Annotated in this window: 23 protein-coding genes; 4 read left to right on the forward strand and 19 right to left on the reverse strand. The window is 32.3% G+C overall.

The features are described from left to right. Positions 1-473: 473 nt before the first annotated feature. On the reverse strand, positions 474-1,505 hold the full coding sequence (locus tag ID741_RS19640) for a replication initiator protein A (protein ID WP_438721344.1): 1,032 nt from the start codon (positions 1,503-1,505) through the stop codon (positions 474-476). 425 nt (positions 1,506-1,930) lie between these two features. Here ID741_RS19640 and prgP point away from each other — a divergent pair, with 425 nt between their 5' ends. Both prgP and ID741_RS19650 read left to right on the forward strand, forming a co-directional pair. Then, positions 1,931-2,848 (forward strand): ParA superfamily DNA segregation protein PrgP, encoded by a 918-nt coding sequence (prgP, locus tag ID741_RS19645; protein ID WP_438721345.1) that lies wholly within the window; start codon positions 1,931-1,933, stop codon positions 2,846-2,848. Then, a complete protein-coding gene (locus ID741_RS19650; RefSeq protein ID WP_438721346.1) occupies positions 2,832-3,107 on the forward strand; it encodes a hypothetical protein in 276 nt (91 codons plus the stop codon). Before prgP ends, ID741_RS19650 begins: the two co-directional genes overlap by 17 nt. 59 nt (positions 3,108-3,166) lie before the next feature. On the opposite strand, the gene ID741_RS19655 is transcribed toward ID741_RS19650, so the two are convergent. From ID741_RS19655 to ID741_RS19685, 7 genes are all read right to left on the reverse strand, one after another. After that, on the reverse strand, positions 3,167-3,352 hold the full coding sequence (locus ID741_RS19655) for a hypothetical protein (RefSeq protein WP_438721347.1): 186 nt from the start codon (positions 3,350-3,352) through the stop codon (positions 3,167-3,169). Continuing rightward, positions 3,352-3,702 (reverse strand): hypothetical protein, encoded by a 351-nt coding sequence (locus ID741_RS19660; RefSeq protein WP_438721348.1) that lies wholly within the window; start codon positions 3,700-3,702, stop codon positions 3,352-3,354. The genes ID741_RS19655 and ID741_RS19660 overlap by 1 nt, the downstream gene beginning before the upstream one ends. Beyond that, on the reverse strand, positions 3,692-5,026 hold the full coding sequence (locus ID741_RS19665) for a Y-family DNA polymerase (protein WP_438721349.1): 1,335 nt from the start codon (positions 5,024-5,026) through the stop codon (positions 3,692-3,694). The genes ID741_RS19660 and ID741_RS19665 overlap by 11 nt, the downstream gene beginning before the upstream one ends. A 129-nt stretch (positions 5,027-5,155) precedes the next feature. After that, entirely contained in the window at positions 5,156-5,548 is a 393-nt protein-coding gene (locus ID741_RS19670) for a hypothetical protein (protein WP_438721350.1), read from the reverse strand. An 18-nt stretch (positions 5,549-5,566) separates the two neighbouring features. Then, positions 5,567-5,950, reverse strand: coding sequence for a hypothetical protein (locus tag ID741_RS19675; RefSeq protein WP_438721351.1), 384 nt, complete (start codon positions 5,948-5,950; stop codon positions 5,567-5,569). A gap of 17 nt (positions 5,951-5,967) precedes the next feature. Further along, positions 5,968-6,129 (reverse strand): helix-turn-helix domain-containing protein, encoded by a 162-nt coding sequence (locus ID741_RS19680; RefSeq protein ID WP_438721352.1) that lies wholly within the window; start codon positions 6,127-6,129, stop codon positions 5,968-5,970. Positions 6,130-6,650: 521 nt separating this feature from the next. After that, positions 6,651-7,472, reverse strand: a complete 822-nt coding sequence (locus ID741_RS19685) for a MerR family transcriptional regulator (RefSeq protein WP_438721353.1) — start codon at positions 7,470-7,472, stop codon at positions 6,651-6,653. A gap of 563 nt (positions 7,473-8,035) precedes the next feature. Between ID741_RS19685 and ID741_RS19690 the strand changes: the two genes are divergently transcribed. After that, the gene (locus tag ID741_RS19690; RefSeq protein ID WP_438721354.1) at positions 8,036-8,569 is read left to right on the forward strand and encodes a ClbS/DfsB family four-helix bundle protein; all 534 of its coding nucleotides are present in this window, start codon (positions 8,036-8,038) and stop codon (positions 8,567-8,569) included. Between the two features lie 180 nt (positions 8,570-8,749). Here ID741_RS19690 and ID741_RS19695 read toward each other — a convergent pair whose 3' ends face one another. The 7 genes from ID741_RS19695 to ID741_RS19725 form a co-directional block, all read right to left on the reverse strand. Beyond that, positions 8,750-9,787, reverse strand: a complete 1,038-nt coding sequence (locus ID741_RS19695; protein ID WP_438721355.1) for a hypothetical protein — start codon at positions 9,785-9,787, stop codon at positions 8,750-8,752. Positions 9,788-9,810: 23 nt separating this feature from the next. Further along, positions 9,811-10,536, reverse strand: a complete 726-nt coding sequence (locus ID741_RS19700; RefSeq protein ID WP_438721356.1) for a DNA/RNA non-specific endonuclease — start codon at positions 10,534-10,536, stop codon at positions 9,811-9,813. 231 nt (positions 10,537-10,767) lie between these two features. After that, a complete protein-coding gene (gene ssb, locus ID741_RS19705; protein WP_438721357.1) occupies positions 10,768-11,193 on the reverse strand; it encodes a single-stranded DNA-binding protein in 426 nt (141 codons plus the stop codon). 49 nt (positions 11,194-11,242) lie between these two features. Next, complete coding sequence (locus tag ID741_RS19710) at positions 11,243-11,572, reverse strand: hypothetical protein (RefSeq protein WP_438721358.1); 330 nt, start codon at positions 11,570-11,572, stop codon at positions 11,243-11,245. Between the two features lie 10 nt (positions 11,573-11,582). Beyond that, on the reverse strand, positions 11,583-11,756 hold the full coding sequence (locus tag ID741_RS19715) for a hypothetical protein (RefSeq protein ID WP_438721359.1): 174 nt from the start codon (positions 11,754-11,756) through the stop codon (positions 11,583-11,585). A gap of 13 nt (positions 11,757-11,769) precedes the next feature. Further along, a complete protein-coding gene (locus ID741_RS19720) occupies positions 11,770-12,264 on the reverse strand; it encodes a molecular chaperone DnaJ (protein ID WP_438721360.1) in 495 nt (164 codons plus the stop codon). A gap of 405 nt (positions 12,265-12,669) precedes the next feature. After that, positions 12,670-13,089 (reverse strand): hypothetical protein, encoded by a 420-nt coding sequence (locus tag ID741_RS19725; RefSeq protein ID WP_438721361.1) that lies wholly within the window; start codon positions 13,087-13,089, stop codon positions 12,670-12,672. A 202-nt stretch (positions 13,090-13,291) separates the two neighbouring features. On the opposite strand from ID741_RS19725, the gene ID741_RS19730 reads away from it, so the two are divergent. Further along, on the forward strand, positions 13,292-13,435 hold the full coding sequence (locus tag ID741_RS19730) for a putative holin-like toxin (RefSeq protein ID WP_438721362.1): 144 nt from the start codon (positions 13,292-13,294) through the stop codon (positions 13,433-13,435). A 177-nt stretch (positions 13,436-13,612) separates the two neighbouring features. On the opposite strand, the gene ID741_RS19735 is transcribed toward ID741_RS19730, so the two are convergent. The 4 genes from ID741_RS19735 to ID741_RS19750 form a co-directional block, all read right to left on the reverse strand. Then, positions 13,613-14,182, reverse strand: coding sequence for a hypothetical protein (locus ID741_RS19735; RefSeq protein WP_438721364.1), 570 nt, complete (start codon positions 14,180-14,182; stop codon positions 13,613-13,615). Positions 14,183-14,316: 134 nt separating this feature from the next. Continuing rightward, positions 14,317-14,472, reverse strand: a complete 156-nt coding sequence (locus ID741_RS19740) for a hypothetical protein (protein ID WP_438721365.1) — start codon at positions 14,470-14,472, stop codon at positions 14,317-14,319. Between the two features lie 35 nt (positions 14,473-14,507). After that, positions 14,508-16,577 (reverse strand): type IV secretory system conjugative DNA transfer family protein, encoded by a 2,070-nt coding sequence (locus tag ID741_RS19745; protein ID WP_438721366.1) that lies wholly within the window; start codon positions 16,575-16,577, stop codon positions 14,508-14,510. Between the two features lie 10 nt (positions 16,578-16,587). After that, positions 16,588-17,342: hypothetical protein (locus ID741_RS19750; RefSeq protein WP_438721367.1), on the reverse strand; the 755-nt coding region annotated here is incomplete at its 5' end.

Consider the following 17,342-nt stretch of genomic DNA (forward strand, 5'->3'; position numbering starts at 1 on the left):
GACTGTTGCAGAGCAATCTGTAACAAAGCGGAGCGTAACCCGATATCTACGTATCGGCACTTGCTACTTCTATGATCCATTCAAGGACGCCAATCCTTGTTTGGTAGAGGTAGTAAGGGCTCTGCTATTTGTGGTAAACAAGTTACGTCCACCACAAGCGATTATATTTGCAATACAAAAACTATTTCAATTTTTGCATTTCAGTCGTTCATTTGCCACAAGAATACCACACAAAATCTTTTTTGCAAACTAAAAATTTCATTTTCACCGAGGAAACCGATTTAAAATATCGTTTTTCTCATTTTTTTTGTGTAAAACAGACTATTCTTACCAACAAACAAATGAATAACAACCTAACAATCACTTTCTATCATTATTTTATCATAATATTAATACTTATACAACAATAATGACAGACAAAAAACATTAGAAACAATCGTTATTTAACAAGTATATTTTAATTATTTTTTAATCTACAGCCAGCTGTCCATACTTACGTCTGGCAAGGATTCTTGGTTTTGATCTTGTTGAATAAGAGCTATTGGTTTTTCAATAAACCAATTACGTACATAAACAAAAATGAGGTTTTGGATATCCTTTACTTTTTCTGTTTTATTTTTCTGATAAGCCTTTAGCAATGTTTGATATAATCCAGCTTCTGCATTAATCCCTTGTTGTTCTAGTTCTTCAAAAACAATCATAATGCCAGTTTGTTCTTGTGCTTTGTATTTGGCATTATGGATCGTTTTAACTGTTTGACTTGCAACTTCATAGCTTGGCGAGAAAGTCGCAATGAGTTGCAAAACTTTGTCAGGAATAAAAGTAGGTACTTGTGACGTATGGCAGGAAGCCACAAAATTATCAAGAAAAATTTGATTTTGTAATTCGTCTTTGTCAGTGTCTTTTAAGTGTCTATTAGTGTCTTGGTTATTATATTTATATACATTTTCTGCCATTTTGGCACGTCCGCTATTATCAAGGGTTTCAGCCGTTTTTGATGTTTTTTTATTTTCTTGTATGGTTGTTGTATCAGGTTTTTGGGCATTTTCGACACTCTTAGACCGACCTGCCATTTTGGCATGTCCGCTATTATCAAGGGTTTCAGCGTTTTTGTTCATTAAATAAACGTCTCGATCAGTGACTTCTAGCTCTGCTAAATACAAACGATTAGGCTTGTTCTTTCCTGAATTTTTATCAAATCCCATTTTTACTTGCATTAACAAATTTGCTTCTTCAAGTTCACTTTTTACCCTAGCGACTTTCCGTTCGCTGCAATTCATTAGTATTGCTAAATAGCTTGAAGTCATTTCAAAATATATATAGCCATTTTCATCAACAAGATTATGATGAATGGCACTTGTCAGTTCATTTTTTAAAAGCATGTATGCGAGTTTTGCACCATCGCTTAGATTTTTATATTTATCACCATAAATAAAAACTTTTGGATATTGAAAATAGATATCGTTATAGATTCTTTGGTTACTAAAATATTTAAATTGATTCATTTTAAAACGTCCTTTAGTCTATAAATTTTTGATAGTAGAGTCTTAGACTTTATTTAAAAGAAAATGTATCTTTTACACACTTAATTATTTTAAAGAATATTTATCTTGCTGTAAAGCCTAATTTCATGATATTTTTCGCATTAAACAGATACATAGATACATGTATCTATGTATCTAAAGATATTTCTATCTATGTATCTATATATCTAAAGATAAAAAGATACATAGATAAATTTTTCTTGTAATTTTGAACTAATTTTATTGTCATATTAGCAATTTCAGTATACTAACAAATGTATCTAAAGATAAAAAGATAAAAAGATACAATTTTATATTTACAATATGTATCTTTTTGTGGTATTCTTTAAATAGATACAAAGATACATTTATCTTTATTACAAATAAATTACAAGGAGGGTTTTTCATTGGTAGCAAATAAACACCAATCCAAAACAATTATATTCGGACAGCAAAAAGGAGGAGTAGGAAAAACTACTGATACTTGCATGGTTGCTTTAGTATCTTCTTTGCTAATGAACAAGAAAACATTATTGATAGATTTCGATTTACAAGGAAATGCAACGTCTTTTCTTTCTAAATCATTCCAAGTTGAAAAATTTCCCTATACGTTAATGACTGCATTAGAATCTGGAAATTTGAAAAAGGCCATTTTAAAACTCTCTGAAAATCTAGACATTATTCCTGCAGGTTACGATATGCGTTTGTTTACCGAATTCTTAACAGAAGAATTTAAAACTGTAAGAGAAAGAACTTTTTACTTTAAAAATTTACTTTCAGAAATAGAAAGTGATTACGATTATATCTTTATTGATATTCCACCTTCAACTGATCTGAAAGTTGATAATGCTATGGTGGCTTGTGATTATCTAGTAGTTGTACAAGAGACTCAACAGTTCTCATTTGAAGGTAGCCAGAGACTAATTTTTGATTACGTACAAACACTTGTAGACGATTTCGGACAGGACGTACCTATTCAAGTTGCAGGTGTTCTACCAGCATTACTACAACAGAAAAGACCTATGCATCAAAAATTAGTTGACGAAACTATACAAACTTTTGGAAGAGATAACGTATTTAACACTATCATCCAAAACCATGCTAGATTAGAATGGTACCCACGTTTAGGGTTTCAGTTTGATGATTTTCACGATAAAAAAATGGTTGCACTTTTTGCTGATATTTTTTGTGAATTAGAGGAACGTATTAATATCTATGAAACTAAAGGTGATATAGAAAATTACTTGTATACTCCTAAATTTTTATTAGAAGGAAAATTAACTAAAATAGGAAAGGAAATTAAATTAAATGGCTTTGATAGATAGAAAGGTACCAAAATCAGTTATTGTAGAAAATGAAGCAGATACAACAAGAAATGCGGAAAAAGAGATTATTAAAAAAGGTAAAATCGGAAGTACGAGAAAAAATATAAAAGTTTCACCTTCAACACTGAATTTGATTAAAGCAGTTTGTACAATGAAAAGTATGAAAAATTATGAGTTAGTTGATGAAGCAATTGAATATTATATAAAGAATACTATGTCAGAACGAGAGCAAAGAATATTAAAAAACCTGAATCAATAGAAGTAAGAGATACAAAGATACAAAGATATAAAGATACAAAGATACAAAATTAGAGCCACTCAAAATAGAGTGGCTTGATAACTGATATAGTAGCTATATGGATTTTTTCCAATAGTTAAATTTAAATAAAAACAAAAACAATCTTCACCAACTTCAGCAATTGTTCTTTCTCCACAACCCCAAATAATCTCCGTTAATTCATCTAAGTCGATCAATCCAAATTCATATTGTCTAATAATGTTCATCAGGATAGGGAACTCCATTTCTTGAATGCAATAATTTCAATATGTCTAATTTCATCGTAATTAATTTTTTGATCTCCAACAAAAATTCCCAATTCATCATAGCCGTTAATCTTACCTGAAATATCATCAGGATAGTTACCATTCAAATCTCGTTCTTCCTTTTGAATTGCAACTTCTAAGTTGCTACGTGCTGCTTCTGTTAGGATAGTCCCGATTTCGTCACTATCCATCTGCATTTTCCTAGAATTTACTTTCTTAGATTCTTTCTCTTTATCTAATCTTTCTGTATGATCTGACAAATAGAATCCATTGTATTTTATGACGCCTCGATCTTGATATTCAATTGTCATTATCTAAACCTCCATTGCCGCCTGAATGCCCACCTACAACGTTTGATCGTTTTACGCTTCTTGCATTTTCTAAAGCAGAAGAAGCATGAATAATTGCTTCAAAACCATATTTTTTTCGTATTTTATCAATCACCAAATCTAAATTTTCATGATTGATTTGTTCCTGTGGGTCTTCAAATAAATTTAGCTGTAAAACGTCCGTCCAAACTAATTTTTTATAGGTAATTCCCACGTTCCTTACGGCATATCCAGTGTAATGCTTTCTAAAAAGATAAAGGCATTGCTCCTGTAGTTCTTTGGTATTATCTGTTGCAGGTATAGCTAGCTGTCTTGAAAATCCTTTTTCTTGCTCGTAGAAAGAGGGGCGGATACTTACATGAATACATTGTGTTTTACATTTATGCTTTCGTATCCTGATAGCCACTTGTTCAGCCATTTCTTTAATGATTAATTCAATATCTTCTTTTCTCACGTAGTCCTTTGGCAGCACTTGAGAATTACCATAACTTTTTTCTTGAGTTGGTGGGGGAGGTACGGCAATATCTGTCCGATCTACACCATTAGCATGATAATAATATTGCAAACCCAATATTCCTAATCTCGATTTAAGCGTCCAAGGGTCTGCATGAGCTAGCTCTTTTATGGTCGTGATCCCCATATCTCTAAAGCGTAACTTCATTTTTTTTCCAATACCCCAAAAATCAGTCATATTTTTAATGCCCCAAACTTTGGTAGGGACATCTTCATAATTCCATTCAGCAATAAATCCATCATTATGTTTTGCTTCATTATCTAGTGCTAATTTTGCAAGCAAGGGATTGTCGCCAATTCCTACAGTACACACTAAACCAGTTTGTTTCTTCACCTCAGATTGTATTATTTTAGCAAGCTGTCGGCGCTTCTGACTACGTGTCAGCTGTCTGTCTGTAAATAGGTTAAGAGAATGCTCTACCTTCAAAATCGACTCGTCAACGCTGTAAATCAATAAGTCCTCGTCTGCAACATAGTCCCGAAAGATATTATTAATTTCCAGATTTCGCTTGATATACAAGTTCATTCTAGGTGGTGCCAAAATCAGATTTTTAGGTAAAGGGTAGGGAAGATCATTAAAACGCGATACATTTGATATTCCCATTGTCGCTTTAGCTACTGGGGAGGAAGCTAAAATCAGTCCATTACCACCGACATTGTCAGAAGTAGACAACACAACTAAATTAGTGGTTAATGGATCAAGCCCACGATCCACACATTCTACGGACGAGTAAAAGGATTTTATGTCGATTAGAAAATAATCGGATAGCGGTTCTTTACTATAATCTATCATTAAAGGTCACTCCTTCATTGAAATTATACCGAACATATGTTTGCTTTGCAAATTTTTAAAGCAAATAAAAAATGCCACAAACAGCGATTTAATCGAGTTAATAGCATTCTTTTAGAACTATTCAATTTTCTACAAATATATGTCGTAATCTGCTAACTGTCTCTTTTTTTTAATGAGATCAATTTCTTCTGAAAACTGCTTCAAAATTTGTACTCGTGTTAATCCGTAAAAACCTTGTGCTTTTCGCCAACGAGAAAACGCTGTGGTAGGAGTGTTGTAGTAAATAGCAATATCAGTAGAATTATAACCATGGTAAACCAAAAATAAAAGATCCGACCTTCTCAGTGTTTCTCTTTCTCTATGATTCTTAGGAAGTGGTGGCAAAGGTGGGGGAGGTACCGTCAGCAGCTGGGCTAACTTTTGCACTTCCTTTGCGATAGCTTCATTTTCAATCCAATTATCGTCTTGATTCATTAGTACTAGCATTTTTTTGCGTATTGCATTTTTATCTGTTACTTGCATATTATCACCACCAAACATTCAATTAGATATGCCATAATCAGAAAGATTTTTCTGTTTTCTCACTTTGACAATTTCATCTGAGTACATTTCCAACATTTCATCTTTTGCTTTCCCATAAAATCCCTGATCTTTTTTCCATACGTTTACTCTTTGAGACCCAACTTTATATATTTTCGATATATCCTTTGTATCATAACCAAAAGACAGTAAAAAAAGAAAATCGCTACGTTTGAAAGTAGCCCAATCATTTTTAACTGACGGAAAAGAGGGACGAGCATGAAATAATGGTTCAGCTAAGTCTTGAATTTTTTTCAAATCTTTCTCTGTGACTATCCAATCAGGATTTAGTTCCATTACTGCTAATAATTGAAATCGTTGTTGTTTTTTTAATTCTTTATTCATCATGTATCACCTAATCATTAGTAGCTTCGTTCTTTAATTGCGTAAATGGTTTTTCTTGGTAAATTCAACTCTCTTGCGATAGTGAGTATTGGGAAACCACGATTTAACATTTGAATCACTTTGTTTAAAAGAATAGGGTCAAAATTTTTGATTGTTTCTTTATTGTAAGTTTCTTCCATAATAATTACGCTCCCTTTTTTAAACGTTTCCCAAAAGTATAATTAGAACTGAGAAATAGTCAATAAAATTTGTCAATGTTTACGGTATAGTGACAATTTATTCTGATCGCAATAAACGTTACATAAATACAACTTACCATATAATATGTAACGTTAAAAGCGAATATAAAAAATAAATCTGCAAAAAATGTCACAATTCTCTTAGAGCCATGTGGGATACAGCTATTTTAACCAACGTTACACAATGAGCTTGTGTAACGTTGGGAGCTTTGAGAAAACAAAAAAAATCTCGTTAAAATCAATATCTCAAAAACAACTAAAGTGTTGGATAAAATAATTAAAAGTGAAAATAGAGCTCTCCAAGAATCACAATCTTTAGAAAAAGAAGAATATTGAAGGGTGGGTATTCTGATAAGTGATGCTAGCTAGACCAATTAAAATTCACAAAAGCAGCCCACCAAAAGCTTGGTGGGCTTGCTGTTTGGGTTAAGCTAAATTATGGTAACAAAATAGTTAAATAACTATTCCTCAATCTTTTTTACAACATACCCAGCTTCTGTTACCCACTTTTCAGGATTTTGTTCTTGCGCAGGAGATACATGTGGAATATTAATCATTGGACCAGATAATTCATATCCATTTGCTTTAATCCATAAGCCAATCGCTTGATTAACCTCAGGCATTTGGTCATAACTACCATTAAAAATAACTGATGCCATTGTAAACTCGCTTGTATCAAAAAATTTAACATCTTTTGTATCCTGATAGTTTCCAATTATTTCGCTTTGAACCTCTACATCGATGTCTGAGTCTTTGTATTCTTTATCATGATAAAGTGACATTCCTTTGGGTGGATTGGTCATTTTAACATTCTGTTTTTGAAATTCTGCATATAGCATTTCCCATAATTTACTCTCATCATCAAAAGTTGGGATAACCTTTCTCAATGACATCACTTTTCTCGTAGGTACCATTTTAATCTCAACATTATATTTTGCCATGTTTATGCCTTCTTTCTGTCTTTTTGAATAATCTTCTACCAGTTTTTGTTTGATTTTTAGACTGTTTATTTCTTCTTCGATTTCAAATTTTCTTAGTTCATAATATTTATTTAGTAGATTGGGATTGTCTGAATACAATACTTCTCTTATTGATTTTAATGGCAAGTCAATACTTTGTAGTATTTTTATTCTATTAACTATTTCTAATTGGTCCGTTGAATAATATCGATAATTGGTAACCTCATCAATTTTATTAGGGACTAATAAATCAATCTTTTCATAATGATGTAATGCTCTGACGGTCATATTTGTCAGTCTTGAAAATTCGCCTATTTTAAACACTGTGTTTACGTTTACTCCTCTCAGTTAGCTAACTTATTTTTATAATAAACTAATACGTAAGGTAAGAGTCAAGCAAATATAAAAAGATTGACTCTTACCTTACGTATTAGTTGATAATTATTATATCAATAAATATATTAAGGGGGCTACTTCATGTTTTTTTCAATTTTTTATACATTTATTTTTGGTTTAGTTTTTTTTGGTATTATGCACTTTATTAATTTAAAGAAAGGAGTGAGTTTTTCTAAATTTCAATTTTTTAGTGGATGTATCAATCTGTTTATTTCTCTTACTTTTTTATTCATTTATTTTAGATCAAGTGACTTATTTGATACCTTTATAGACAATTCAATTATTTCCCTTATATTTACTATCATGGTTTCCTATTTTTATATTTTTTTGGCACCAATATCGTTAGGAAATATGATATTCTTAGTGAAGTCAAAACCTAAGAATAAATATGTGATCCTATTTCTAAACTTAGCTTCATGTGTTATAACCACATTATTAATTCCGTTGTTTTTGAAATGGTATAATTAACATAGATAGAGGAGGAATCAACTATGGCAAGACCGACATCAAAAAATGATTTAATTAAATCAAGTAATGAACAATATAATAAACTTATTTCTCTACTAAATTCACTTTCAGATGAAGAATTAAATATATCTTTTTCTTTTGATTTAGACAAAGAAAAGGGCGCACATTGGAAACGCGACAAAAACATACACGATGTCCTTATTCATCTAAACGAGTGGCATAAACTCTTATTAAATTGGGTTGTATCAAATCAAAATGGAGATGAAAGACAATTTCTTAAAGAAGAATATAACTGGAGAACATATGGGACAATGAATGAAGAATTTACAAAAAATAATAGTGACAGCAATTATGAAGAAGCTCTCTCTAAGTTTATTGAAAGTCATGAACAAGTTATGGAATTACTTAACGGTTTTTCAAATGAAGAACTATTTTCAAAAAATTCATTTCCTTGGGTTGGCGGTAGCACGTTAGGTAGTTATTTTGTTTCTGTCACTTCTAGTCATTATGAATGGGCTTCAAAAAAAATAAGGAAATTTAAAAAATCCTTGAGTTAGTATTTTTTTAAATACGTATAACGTGATTTATGTTGAATAACGTACCTATGAGATAAGTACCACCCAAAAGAAACATTTTTCGACTCTAAAGAAAAGTGTAGTAAAATAAAATTCTTGAAAAAATCAAAAGTGTTACTTTTGGGTATACCCATGGGTAACACTCTTGGAGTCGCTTTTTGTTTATAGTTCATAATCTAATATAGGTTTAGGTGTATACGTTAAGAAATGAGAAAAATCGTAAATTGATTTGTCAAAAAATTCATTTAGAAGATTCTCGACGATATCAGTTACGAAGGACCTAGAAATTTTAAATACTTCTAAGGTATCCTCATGAGCTACTTTTTTTCCTTTATGAACGACCTCACAACGTAATTTATATACAATATTCCAGTAATCGTAAAGATTATTACCTGTTTTCTTTCGATCATATACAATTCCATATTCATTAAATATCTTTGAAAATTGAGTGTCTATTACATTTCCAAAATTATCACTGTTCATTACATTATTGATTTTTATATCTGGTTTTTGTTCGTTAATCATGAGAAATTCAGTAATTTTGTAAAGAAACATTTCCATATATGTCCCTAAATGAATAACTGCTTCTTGATAATGTCCTTGTCGTTGTGCATAGTTTGCTCTATCATAATATTTTAATATCTCAAAAAAAGGATCTTTCATTGCTAATTCCATATAGTCAGCTACGTCATGGAGTTGTGGACGAGCAAGTACTTTTCCAGTTGATTGACCTAATTCTTTAGATTTGACTGTATAATAACCTGTAACCATTCTTTCTTCTTTTACTGAGCGAGTGCTCATATAAAAATAATTAATTTTTTTGGGTAAATCTTGTTTAGTAATTTCTCTCAATTCGGGATATTCAGGACCTTTAATTCTTATAAAGCATGAGATAAAATAATTTAAATATTCTATGGATTCTGAGAATTTTTTCTTTAAGTATTCGTTTGTTATATCTAGTTTATTGGGTGATATTAAAAGCGAAACTATTTCCACTGTAGAAAAATATTTCTTTCCATTATCAGTTTCAATAATCCTATTTCTATTAAGTAATAATTTTCGTTCACTATGAGTGCCAATATTTACTCCATTCTGTATGGGTAATTGAAAAGGCAGGTCAAATTGATAAGAAAAATATCCACTTTGTTTTATTGTTGTTCTATTTTCAACATGACTACCTAAAAGAAAACTTTTATTCATAAATTACCAACTTCCATTTTAAGTTAAAAAATATCACCAGTAGAATAAACCAACGTATAACCATCTTCCACATTATGGATAAATACATTGTAACTGATCGTGCTATCTTCCACACTTTGCGCTTCCATTTGCACCCCACGACAAAGTAACTCATTGTCTTTGAAATAAGGCGTCACACGATACCGTACATGATTTTTCGTCTGTCTCAGATAGTCTGCTACTTGATTCTCATATTGTACCATGGTTTCTTGATTCATTTGTTCTGTCCCTGTAAAAAGGTTCTTCCAGTTATCATTTTTTCCTGTCAGCTGATAGCCGATTAAATGGCTGCGATTGTATAACCATTTGCCATTAGATAGCTTTTTTTGATTCCAACCTGTCGGATAAACTGAGGAAATATCGCCTCTTTCTTCTGTGGGCATTAAATCATATCCTAACAACGCATTTGCAACACCAACTCGATTCAAATTGTCTAAGTCCGAGAAGCTTTGCCACAAGCCATTAGCCAGGGACAAATCTTCCTGATTGAAGTTTGGTTGATTATTATTGATAGTTACGACTTTATTCGTGCCGTCATAGTCTAAATTAACAACGTCTTGGTTTATTGTTGAATTACTAATCTCTGTGGTGCTAATTGTGTTTGTCTGATTTTCAGGTGTCTGTTCTGTGTCTGAGTAATGACTACCCCATGCAATAAGAGCAATAATAATGGGGATCGCACCACCTAAAAAACCTCTTCTTTTTCTCATGTCTTCTCTCCCCAATTATTTTAAGAATAGATTTGCTGTGGCTAATATACAAAATAGAACGGATACAATTATTCTAGCGGAGGCACTCATATTTTCTCTACTCCACTTTGTAAAATTTAGAATGAACCAAATAAATACTATGACTAAAAATATTATTGAGTAAATCATTGTTTTTCTCCTTTACTTGAAAGTTAAAATTAAAAGGGGGTAATTCCCCCTTTTAAATCGTTTTTAAAATGGCAAATCATCATCTGAAATATCAATTGCACCGTCATTATATGGATCATTATTACCTTGTGTTTGTTGCTGAGACTGATTATTTTTTCTGCTTTCGGCAGCTGCTTTCGTTTCTAAATATTGGAAACTAGCAACAATCACCTCTGTTACATATTTAGTTGTCTTTTGTTGGTCTTCATATTGACGAGTGCTTAATTCACCGTCAAAACTAATCAATGTGCCTTTTTTTGCATATTCTGAAAAAGATATCGCAATTTTGCCCCATAAAATACAACGGACAAAGGTTGTTTCTTTTTTTCCGTCTTTACCAATATAAGAACGGTCGCAAGCCACTGTAAAGCTTGCTACTGGAGTCCCTTTTGTTGTGTATCTTAAATCTGCGTCTTTCGTCAATCGTCCTACTCCTGTAACTTTAATCATGTTTATTTCCTACTTTCTTTTTCTAATTTTTTATTTGTGAATGTTGCTATTAATTACCGTTTATTTCTTGATAAGCGCAACTGTGACATAAGTAACCTACGCCGTATTGTTCGGGCATTTCATAGAGAATTTTTTGACAATTTTCACAATGTCCAAAATGTTCTTTACCACTAGCAAGGTCAATCATTTTTTCTAAGCTCTCTTTTGCGATAATTAAGCGAGTGTCACTCCCTTCATAATTCACTAAAATCTCTAAGGCGTTTTCTTCTTCTAACAAGTCTAAGGTAACGACTTCCTTAACATCAGGAAAAGCTACACCTTTATACTGAAAAACTGATTGCAACTGATAGACGGTCATTTCTTGTACTGTCTCACTCATACTAAGCACCTCATTTCCCATAATTCAAGAACTCCTCTAATTTTTGTAGCCGACTTTCTGCTTTTTCTTTTGAACCATATTTATTTTTTAAGTAGTCGCAATCATTTAAAATGATTGCACTACTAATTTTTTGGTGTTCATCTTCTGCTTGTTGCTTGATAATCACTGTTAAAGGTCTACTCATAATTTTAGTCCCCTTATGCTTCATTTAGTTGTTTTTGCGAATAATTTTTTACTGTTTGGCTACCATACATATTGCGTATTTTATTCATGTCATAATCTTTTTTTCCATGTCGCTTATAACCTTTAGGGGACAAATACCAAGCTTTCTTTTTGTTTCCCCATTTAAGACCTAATGCCTTTAATTCTTCTTTATAGGGTTTTGTTTCCCCTGTGACCCATAAGAAAGAGCCAATCACTTCGATAAGGACATTTTGCATTTTCAGATTCAACAACTGCGAAATGATTTCTCGCCATTCTTCGGGGGTTTCAGTGGTTTCTTTTTCATAAAATTCATTGTCTTTATTTTTATGAATATGTTTTAATTTTTCAAAAAGTGAATCATACTCATTATTGATAATTTTCATCACTTCTTCATCTCCGCCACAATCGGGGTGATGCTTCAAAGCCAACTTTTTATAAACCTGTTTTAATTCTTCCAACGTTTCAACCTCTTTGATATAAGTCGTCATGCCAGTTCCCTCTTTCATTATGATTTTTTTGAAACCCATTTCGGTTGCGTTTTTCCGGAGGCGGGAAGGTTTTGATTTTAAATTTCAAATTTTCAAACTTAAAATTATTGCAACTGAAAAAAGTTTGTATGGGTCATTTCGTACTGCTGTTATCCTCGGCGTGACTTCGTTAAACACTAAAATGTTCTGAAATAAAAGGGAGTGCTGTAGTAAAAAAATTGTGGGTTTCAATTTATTTACGCCCCTTTTATTTCAGGTTATTTTCGTGTAGAAGTTGGCTTCGCCGTGGGTGACAGCGCTCTGTACGAATTGATCCATACGTTTTCAAGTAAAAATGAAGTGAAGGAAAATCGGGTTGAAATTTAGGTCTTGACCTTGAACTGGCTTTTGACTTTCTCTTTTGAACTAGGGTTTTGTTACTGATTTGTAGGCAAACTCTAATAAGGTTTCAAAATGCCCGAAATTTGTACGATTAAGATATGTGGGATCTTTTTTAAGCTTACGAATGGTTGTATGAGAAATTCCTGTTTGTTCAGCTATGACTGTTGCTTTATTCCTAACAAGATATAGTTGAATGATCTCTTTTTGTTCCGATAAATCTTGCAGATTTTTTATGCGATCTTCTACATGATTTGAAGCTTCTGCCAATTCAATAAAGGCTTGTCTGTAATTTTTCAAATTGCTTATTAGAAAAAATTCCAATTCTTCTGTTTTATCTTCTGTGTTTATCTCTGGAAAATAAACATTTGGATTTTCGATAGTTACCGATTTCTCTCCAATTTTGAATGTTTCTTTATTGAGATTTTCTAAATAATAATGATTCATATAATGTTCCTTTCCACATAAAATGTTTCTGACGTAGCGGCGGTGGCGGTTGGAGCGAAGGAAGAAACTCGTCTATTTTACATAGAAAAAACCAGTTAAAATCCTTATTCAATAAGGTTCTAACTGGTTTTATATGGTATAATATCTGTGACAGTAAAGTTTAATGACGGTGGTTTATCCAATCGAAAGTGAGGTGGTGCATATGAATGTAACCACTCAATCTAAAGAAAGGAGAAACCTTTTGCCTATTTCAGATAGTTTGCAATTAATGATTGCTTTTGGTGGCTTTACGCTTACCTTAATCACAACCATTATTGCAATTCTGAATTATAAAGACAAAAAATAGCCGTCTTGCTTTGGCGAGCGACGAGCTATCTTTTTGAATAGTATTAACTTGCCACCGTCTTTAACGGTGCTGTCTAAAGGGGTGTTGTTTCCGCAACGCCTCTTTTCTATTTCATTATACCACATTTAATGATTTACATAAAATTTTTTCACCATAAATTTACCGTTTTTTCCATTACTAAATCAGGAAGTTATAAATGAAACGTCGACAGAATTGCTCTATTAAAGAAACGTCACAATCGTGAATTTTCCTATAATGAACAATGTCTGATAGAGATTGACTTCTCACTTGTGCGAAGTTTACAAAAGGTAAAATTTCTGCTTTTGTCCCAATAGTCATAAATATGATTACTCTTGACTCAGTTGCACTACATGCAATATCTGACAATAATTCAAGGTTATTTTTTTCTAATAGTTTTTCAGTATTAACTATAAGGATTTGTGGGGTAGATTCACGGACTTTTGACAACAGATTATACGGTTTATCTTTTTCTGAAAGAAATTCTGATATATCTATGAAGTCACTATCTTTGAACAATTGTAATGAGCCGATTTCCATGATTTCTTTTTCCCATGAATCAGGGTAGTAAAAAATCGCTCGAAGGTACTGTTCCATGTACTGAATTTCTGTAGAATAGAGTTCTATCAGATTATGGTCTTCAATTTCAAAAATTTCTGTGACTTTCCGAAGTGAAACTTGTGTCACATCTTCAAAATCGGGAATCGTTATTTCCTTTTGTTTTAGCATTTGTTTTTCCTCCAATTTTATTCAAGAAAATCAAGTTAAAATGTTTCTACTACTGGCTTTGCCAGCTTTTTTTTCACCACCTAAACAGTGGAGGCGGTCGGCGTGTGGTGGTGAAAAAAAAGAGTTCCTAACAATTATTTGTTGTAGTGATCCTTTGCTGCCTTCAGTTCAGCTTGTATCTTTTCAATGTCTTCAGAAATTTGTACTGCCTGCTCCCAACTATCTGCGTAAAAATGATCAAGTTGTCGGCTTTCCAATTTTGCTTCTAGTTCTGCTATTTCTTCTTCCATGTGTATTGTGTCCTTCTTTGTGTCTGACGCTTGATTTATAACCCTTCAAAGACATTCCTAGAGAAGACTTTCCCCCTATTATTTTCTTTCAGATTTTTGTTAAGATAATAAAATTGATAATTTGGTAACTCTTTTATTTCATCAGGACTAAAATTGAATTTATTGACCTTTCTCACTGTCCCACGTTCCCCTTTGGTTTCAAAACGTGTCAAACTACCTAGTTGATTTTCCGTCATGACAGTTCGGTCAATATCCTTATGGGTACCAATAATATTAACGATTTTTTCTGCATTTTCATCGCTGTTTGTTCTGCCTAAGATAAAGAGATTACAGTTATCAATGGTCTGTTCTTTAATATCAATGTTCCTTCGTTTATTGGCTAGATCACTAATAGATTGAATGCCTAATATAGCACCAAATAACGCACTTCTAGCTCGTGATAAAATATCTAAAATGTTGTCTGTTCCATAAGCGCCGAACTCATCAAATATGCCTAAGACCCCTTTGAAATTTTCTGTATTTCCATAAAGAGTTGTTGTGACATAGGCGCTATCTGCAATAATAAATCGTCCTATAACTGGAATAAAACTATTGTAGTTATTGCTATCAAGGGAAAACACAACTACGTCACCATCTTTGATAATTTTTTCAATATCTAACGTATGATTTTCTTTATAGGTAAAACGTTGTCCAAAGTCAGAGTAAATAAGCTGTTCTAACTGTGTCCGCAATCCTTGAATTAATTTAGATTGATTTGAACGTTCTTCTTTCAGTGTTTCAATAAATTCTGGGTCTAAATCATCACGATAGAAAAACATGCGAATATATTTTTGATAAACTGTATTTTTTTTCTCTGTGGGATTCACAATGGTTGCTTTCGTTGTGGTGCTTTCGCCTTCCGTTGTTTCAGGTACAACATAATTACGAACAATAATATCTTCTGATTGTTCATTAAAAAGATAATTGGCTAACTCAGGTAAATCTAAAAATCGGTGAATGGTTTCTAAATTCATTGCTAAGGGTTCCCCTTGAACTGGTCTATGTTCATGGGTCTTTTCTATTTCAATGTATTCTTGTAAAAACAGGATAATCTGTTGCAACATATTTTTACTTTCATTTTCATAGAATGACTCGCTCCAATCCATTACGGCCATTAACCTATCTGTAATAGCAGTGGGTTTCCCATACATGACGGGATTATAATTCCATAAATGACCGTCAGGAGAATCACTGGCTTTGTCAGAAAAAACATACAGTTTTTTTCCATATTTTTCTGTCAGCTTCTTAATTTCTCTGACAGTCTTTGGGTCGCCTTTCCCATCTACAAATAAAGCCCCTAGACCTTCTTTTAAACCTGCTTCCATCAGATTGTAAAGCATGTAGGTTTTCCCTGTTCCTGTAGTCCCTTGAACAAGCGTATGAGTGAAAAAATTAGCGATGGGAAATAGGACTGGTTTTGCATGAATATCATTCCCTAATAGCACGTTCTGGTAAAGATTGGAATGAATATTGTTTTTGCGATATTCTTCTTGCGTTTTTTGTAGTATCTTCTCCATATTTTTTTCAATTCTTTTATATTTATCGCTGTCTAAATAGTGTTGTTCCTTTTCTTCTTTTTCATGGGTAAACCAATTGACTTTCAGGCGATTAAACATATAGTAGCTAATCCCTGCGTAGGTAATCGTAAGTAAAATCGTCATAACAATTGTATGGCGATTGACTTCAAAAGGAATCCCCTTTTGAAGGTGAGCTTCCGCAAATCCTACTACCTTTGGCAACATTTTTCGCCAAATAGCGAAAAATTGGAGAAAGTCTCGATAACCCCATGTGACAATTGTTGCGACAAAGCCTATAAAACTGATAAAGGACAGCGTGTAAGGAAGTGTTTTTTTCTTTAAAAAGAAAAAAACACCAAAAAAGACCCCACTCATAAGGAAAACTGGGATATTGATTAATGCTGTTAAAAACATGATCAATAAGAATAGCTTAATGACAAAATAGGGGTCTTTACCTTTAGGTTCATTCTGTCGATTTCCCTTGAAGCGTTCATCTACTGAATTACCTAAATTAAAAAATATCTGATCGATTTCATCACTGAATGACATGTTTTTCCTCCTATTGAATTGTTTTACATATGATTGTCATATTTAATTGATGGCTACTGGTTGTCACAAAACTTTCTACAGAATAATTTTCAAAAAAATAAACGACTTGATTGTAGTTGCCTTGTACCTGCATTTGTCGTAACCAATTAAGCTTAGCCATTAAAGCCTGTTTGGATTTTCTAGTTAATTCCACCTCGTAAGCATTGGTAAGAATTTCCCCTTCCAAGGGAAATTCAATAAGAAAATCTGGTATCCTCTTTGTTTCAATCATTTTGACACGCCGAATTTGTTTTTTGGTTTGTTGTGAAAAATCAATAGACAAGAATTTATTCGCCAACAATTCTCTTTCTGTGATTATTTTCAATGGCACCTCATCACCTAGCGACTGGCGAATATCAGACAATTCTTGAATCACACAATCAACCACTAATAAATCATGTACCAATGTTGGAAAATAAGGATTCTTATTTTCCGATTTCACATAGCCGAAATTGATTAAACCAATTAAACGACTTCCTTTTTTTGTAATATAGTAGACATTGGCATTTTTAAATTGATAGGCATTTATCAATTTTAAATCTTCTAAATCAAATAGTGCATTATTCAAATTTTTATTTGTATAGCTAATAAAATGCTTTATTTGTTTTTTTGTCATAACACCAAAGCGATCTATTGTTGCTAGTAACAATTCTTTTTTACTACTCAACGCTTTAGTTGCGATTTTAATCACCTTCTTTATGAATCTCATTTTGTTACAATGTTTCA

Source organism: Enterococcus sp. AZ103 (genome assembly GCF_051714685.1).
Classification (GTDB): domain Bacteria; phylum Bacillota; class Bacilli; order Lactobacillales; family Enterococcaceae; genus Enterococcus_A; species Enterococcus_A alishanensis.

Bases quoted from the DNA above. Each gene is read 5' to 3' on its own strand.
- ID741_RS19670 (WP_438721350.1), bottom strand. From the start codon at position 5,548: ATGCAAGTAACAGATAAAAATGCAATACGCAAAAAAATGCTAGTACTA.
- ID741_RS19715 (WP_438721359.1), bottom strand. From the start codon at position 11,756: ATGAGTAGACCTTTAACAGTGATTATCAAGCAACAAGCAGAAGATGAA.
- ID741_RS19720 (WP_438721360.1), bottom strand. From the start codon at position 12,264: ATGACGACTTATATCAAAGAGGTTGAAACGTTGGAAGAATTAAAACAG.
- ID741_RS19735 (WP_438721364.1), bottom strand. From the start codon at position 14,182: ATGCTAAAACAAAAGGAAATAACGATTCCCGATTTTGAAGATGTGACA.
- ID741_RS19640 (WP_438721344.1), bottom strand. From the start codon at position 1,505: ATGAATCAATTTAAATATTTTAGTAACCAAAGAATCTATAACGATATC.
- ID741_RS19690 (WP_438721354.1), top strand. From the start codon at position 8,036: ATGGCAAGACCGACATCAAAAAATGATTTAATTAAATCAAGTAATGAA.
- ID741_RS19740 (WP_438721365.1), bottom strand. From the start codon at position 14,472: ATGGAAGAAGAAATAGCAGAACTAGAAGCAAAATTGGAAAGCCGACAA.
- ID741_RS19650 (WP_438721346.1), top strand. From the start codon at position 2,832: ATGGCTTTGATAGATAGAAAGGTACCAAAATCAGTTATTGTAGAAAAT.
- ID741_RS19745 (WP_438721366.1), bottom strand. From the start codon at position 16,577: ATGTCATTCAGTGATGAAATCGATCAGATATTTTTTAATTTAGGTAAT.
- ID741_RS19655 (WP_438721347.1), bottom strand. From the start codon at position 3,352: ATGAACATTATTAGACAATATGAATTTGGATTGATCGACTTAGATGAA.
- ID741_RS19680 (WP_438721352.1), bottom strand. From the start codon at position 6,129: ATGGAAGAAACTTACAATAAAGAAACAATCAAAAATTTTGACCCTATT.
- ID741_RS19675 (WP_438721351.1), bottom strand. From the start codon at position 5,950: ATGAATAAAGAATTAAAAAAACAACAACGATTTCAATTATTAGCAGTA.
- ID741_RS19660 (WP_438721348.1), bottom strand. From the start codon at position 3,702: ATGACAATTGAATATCAAGATCGAGGCGTCATAAAATACAATGGATTC.
- ID741_RS19725 (WP_438721361.1), bottom strand. From the start codon at position 13,089: ATGAATCATTATTATTTAGAAAATCTCAATAAAGAAACATTCAAAATT.
- ID741_RS19695 (WP_438721355.1), bottom strand. From the start codon at position 9,787: ATGAATAAAAGTTTTCTTTTAGGTAGTCATGTTGAAAATAGAACAACA.
- ID741_RS19730 (WP_438721362.1), top strand. From the start codon at position 13,292: ATGAATGTAACCACTCAATCTAAAGAAAGGAGAAACCTTTTGCCTATT.
- ssb (WP_438721357.1), bottom strand. From the start codon at position 11,193: ATGATTAAAGTTACAGGAGTAGGACGATTGACGAAAGACGCAGATTTA.
- ID741_RS19710 (WP_438721358.1), bottom strand. From the start codon at position 11,572: ATGAGTGAGACAGTACAAGAAATGACCGTCTATCAGTTGCAATCAGTT.
- ID741_RS19665 (WP_438721349.1), bottom strand. From the start codon at position 5,026: ATGATAGATTATAGTAAAGAACCGCTATCCGATTATTTTCTAATCGAC.
- ID741_RS19700 (WP_438721356.1), bottom strand. From the start codon at position 10,536: ATGAGAAAAAGAAGAGGTTTTTTAGGTGGTGCGATCCCCATTATTATT.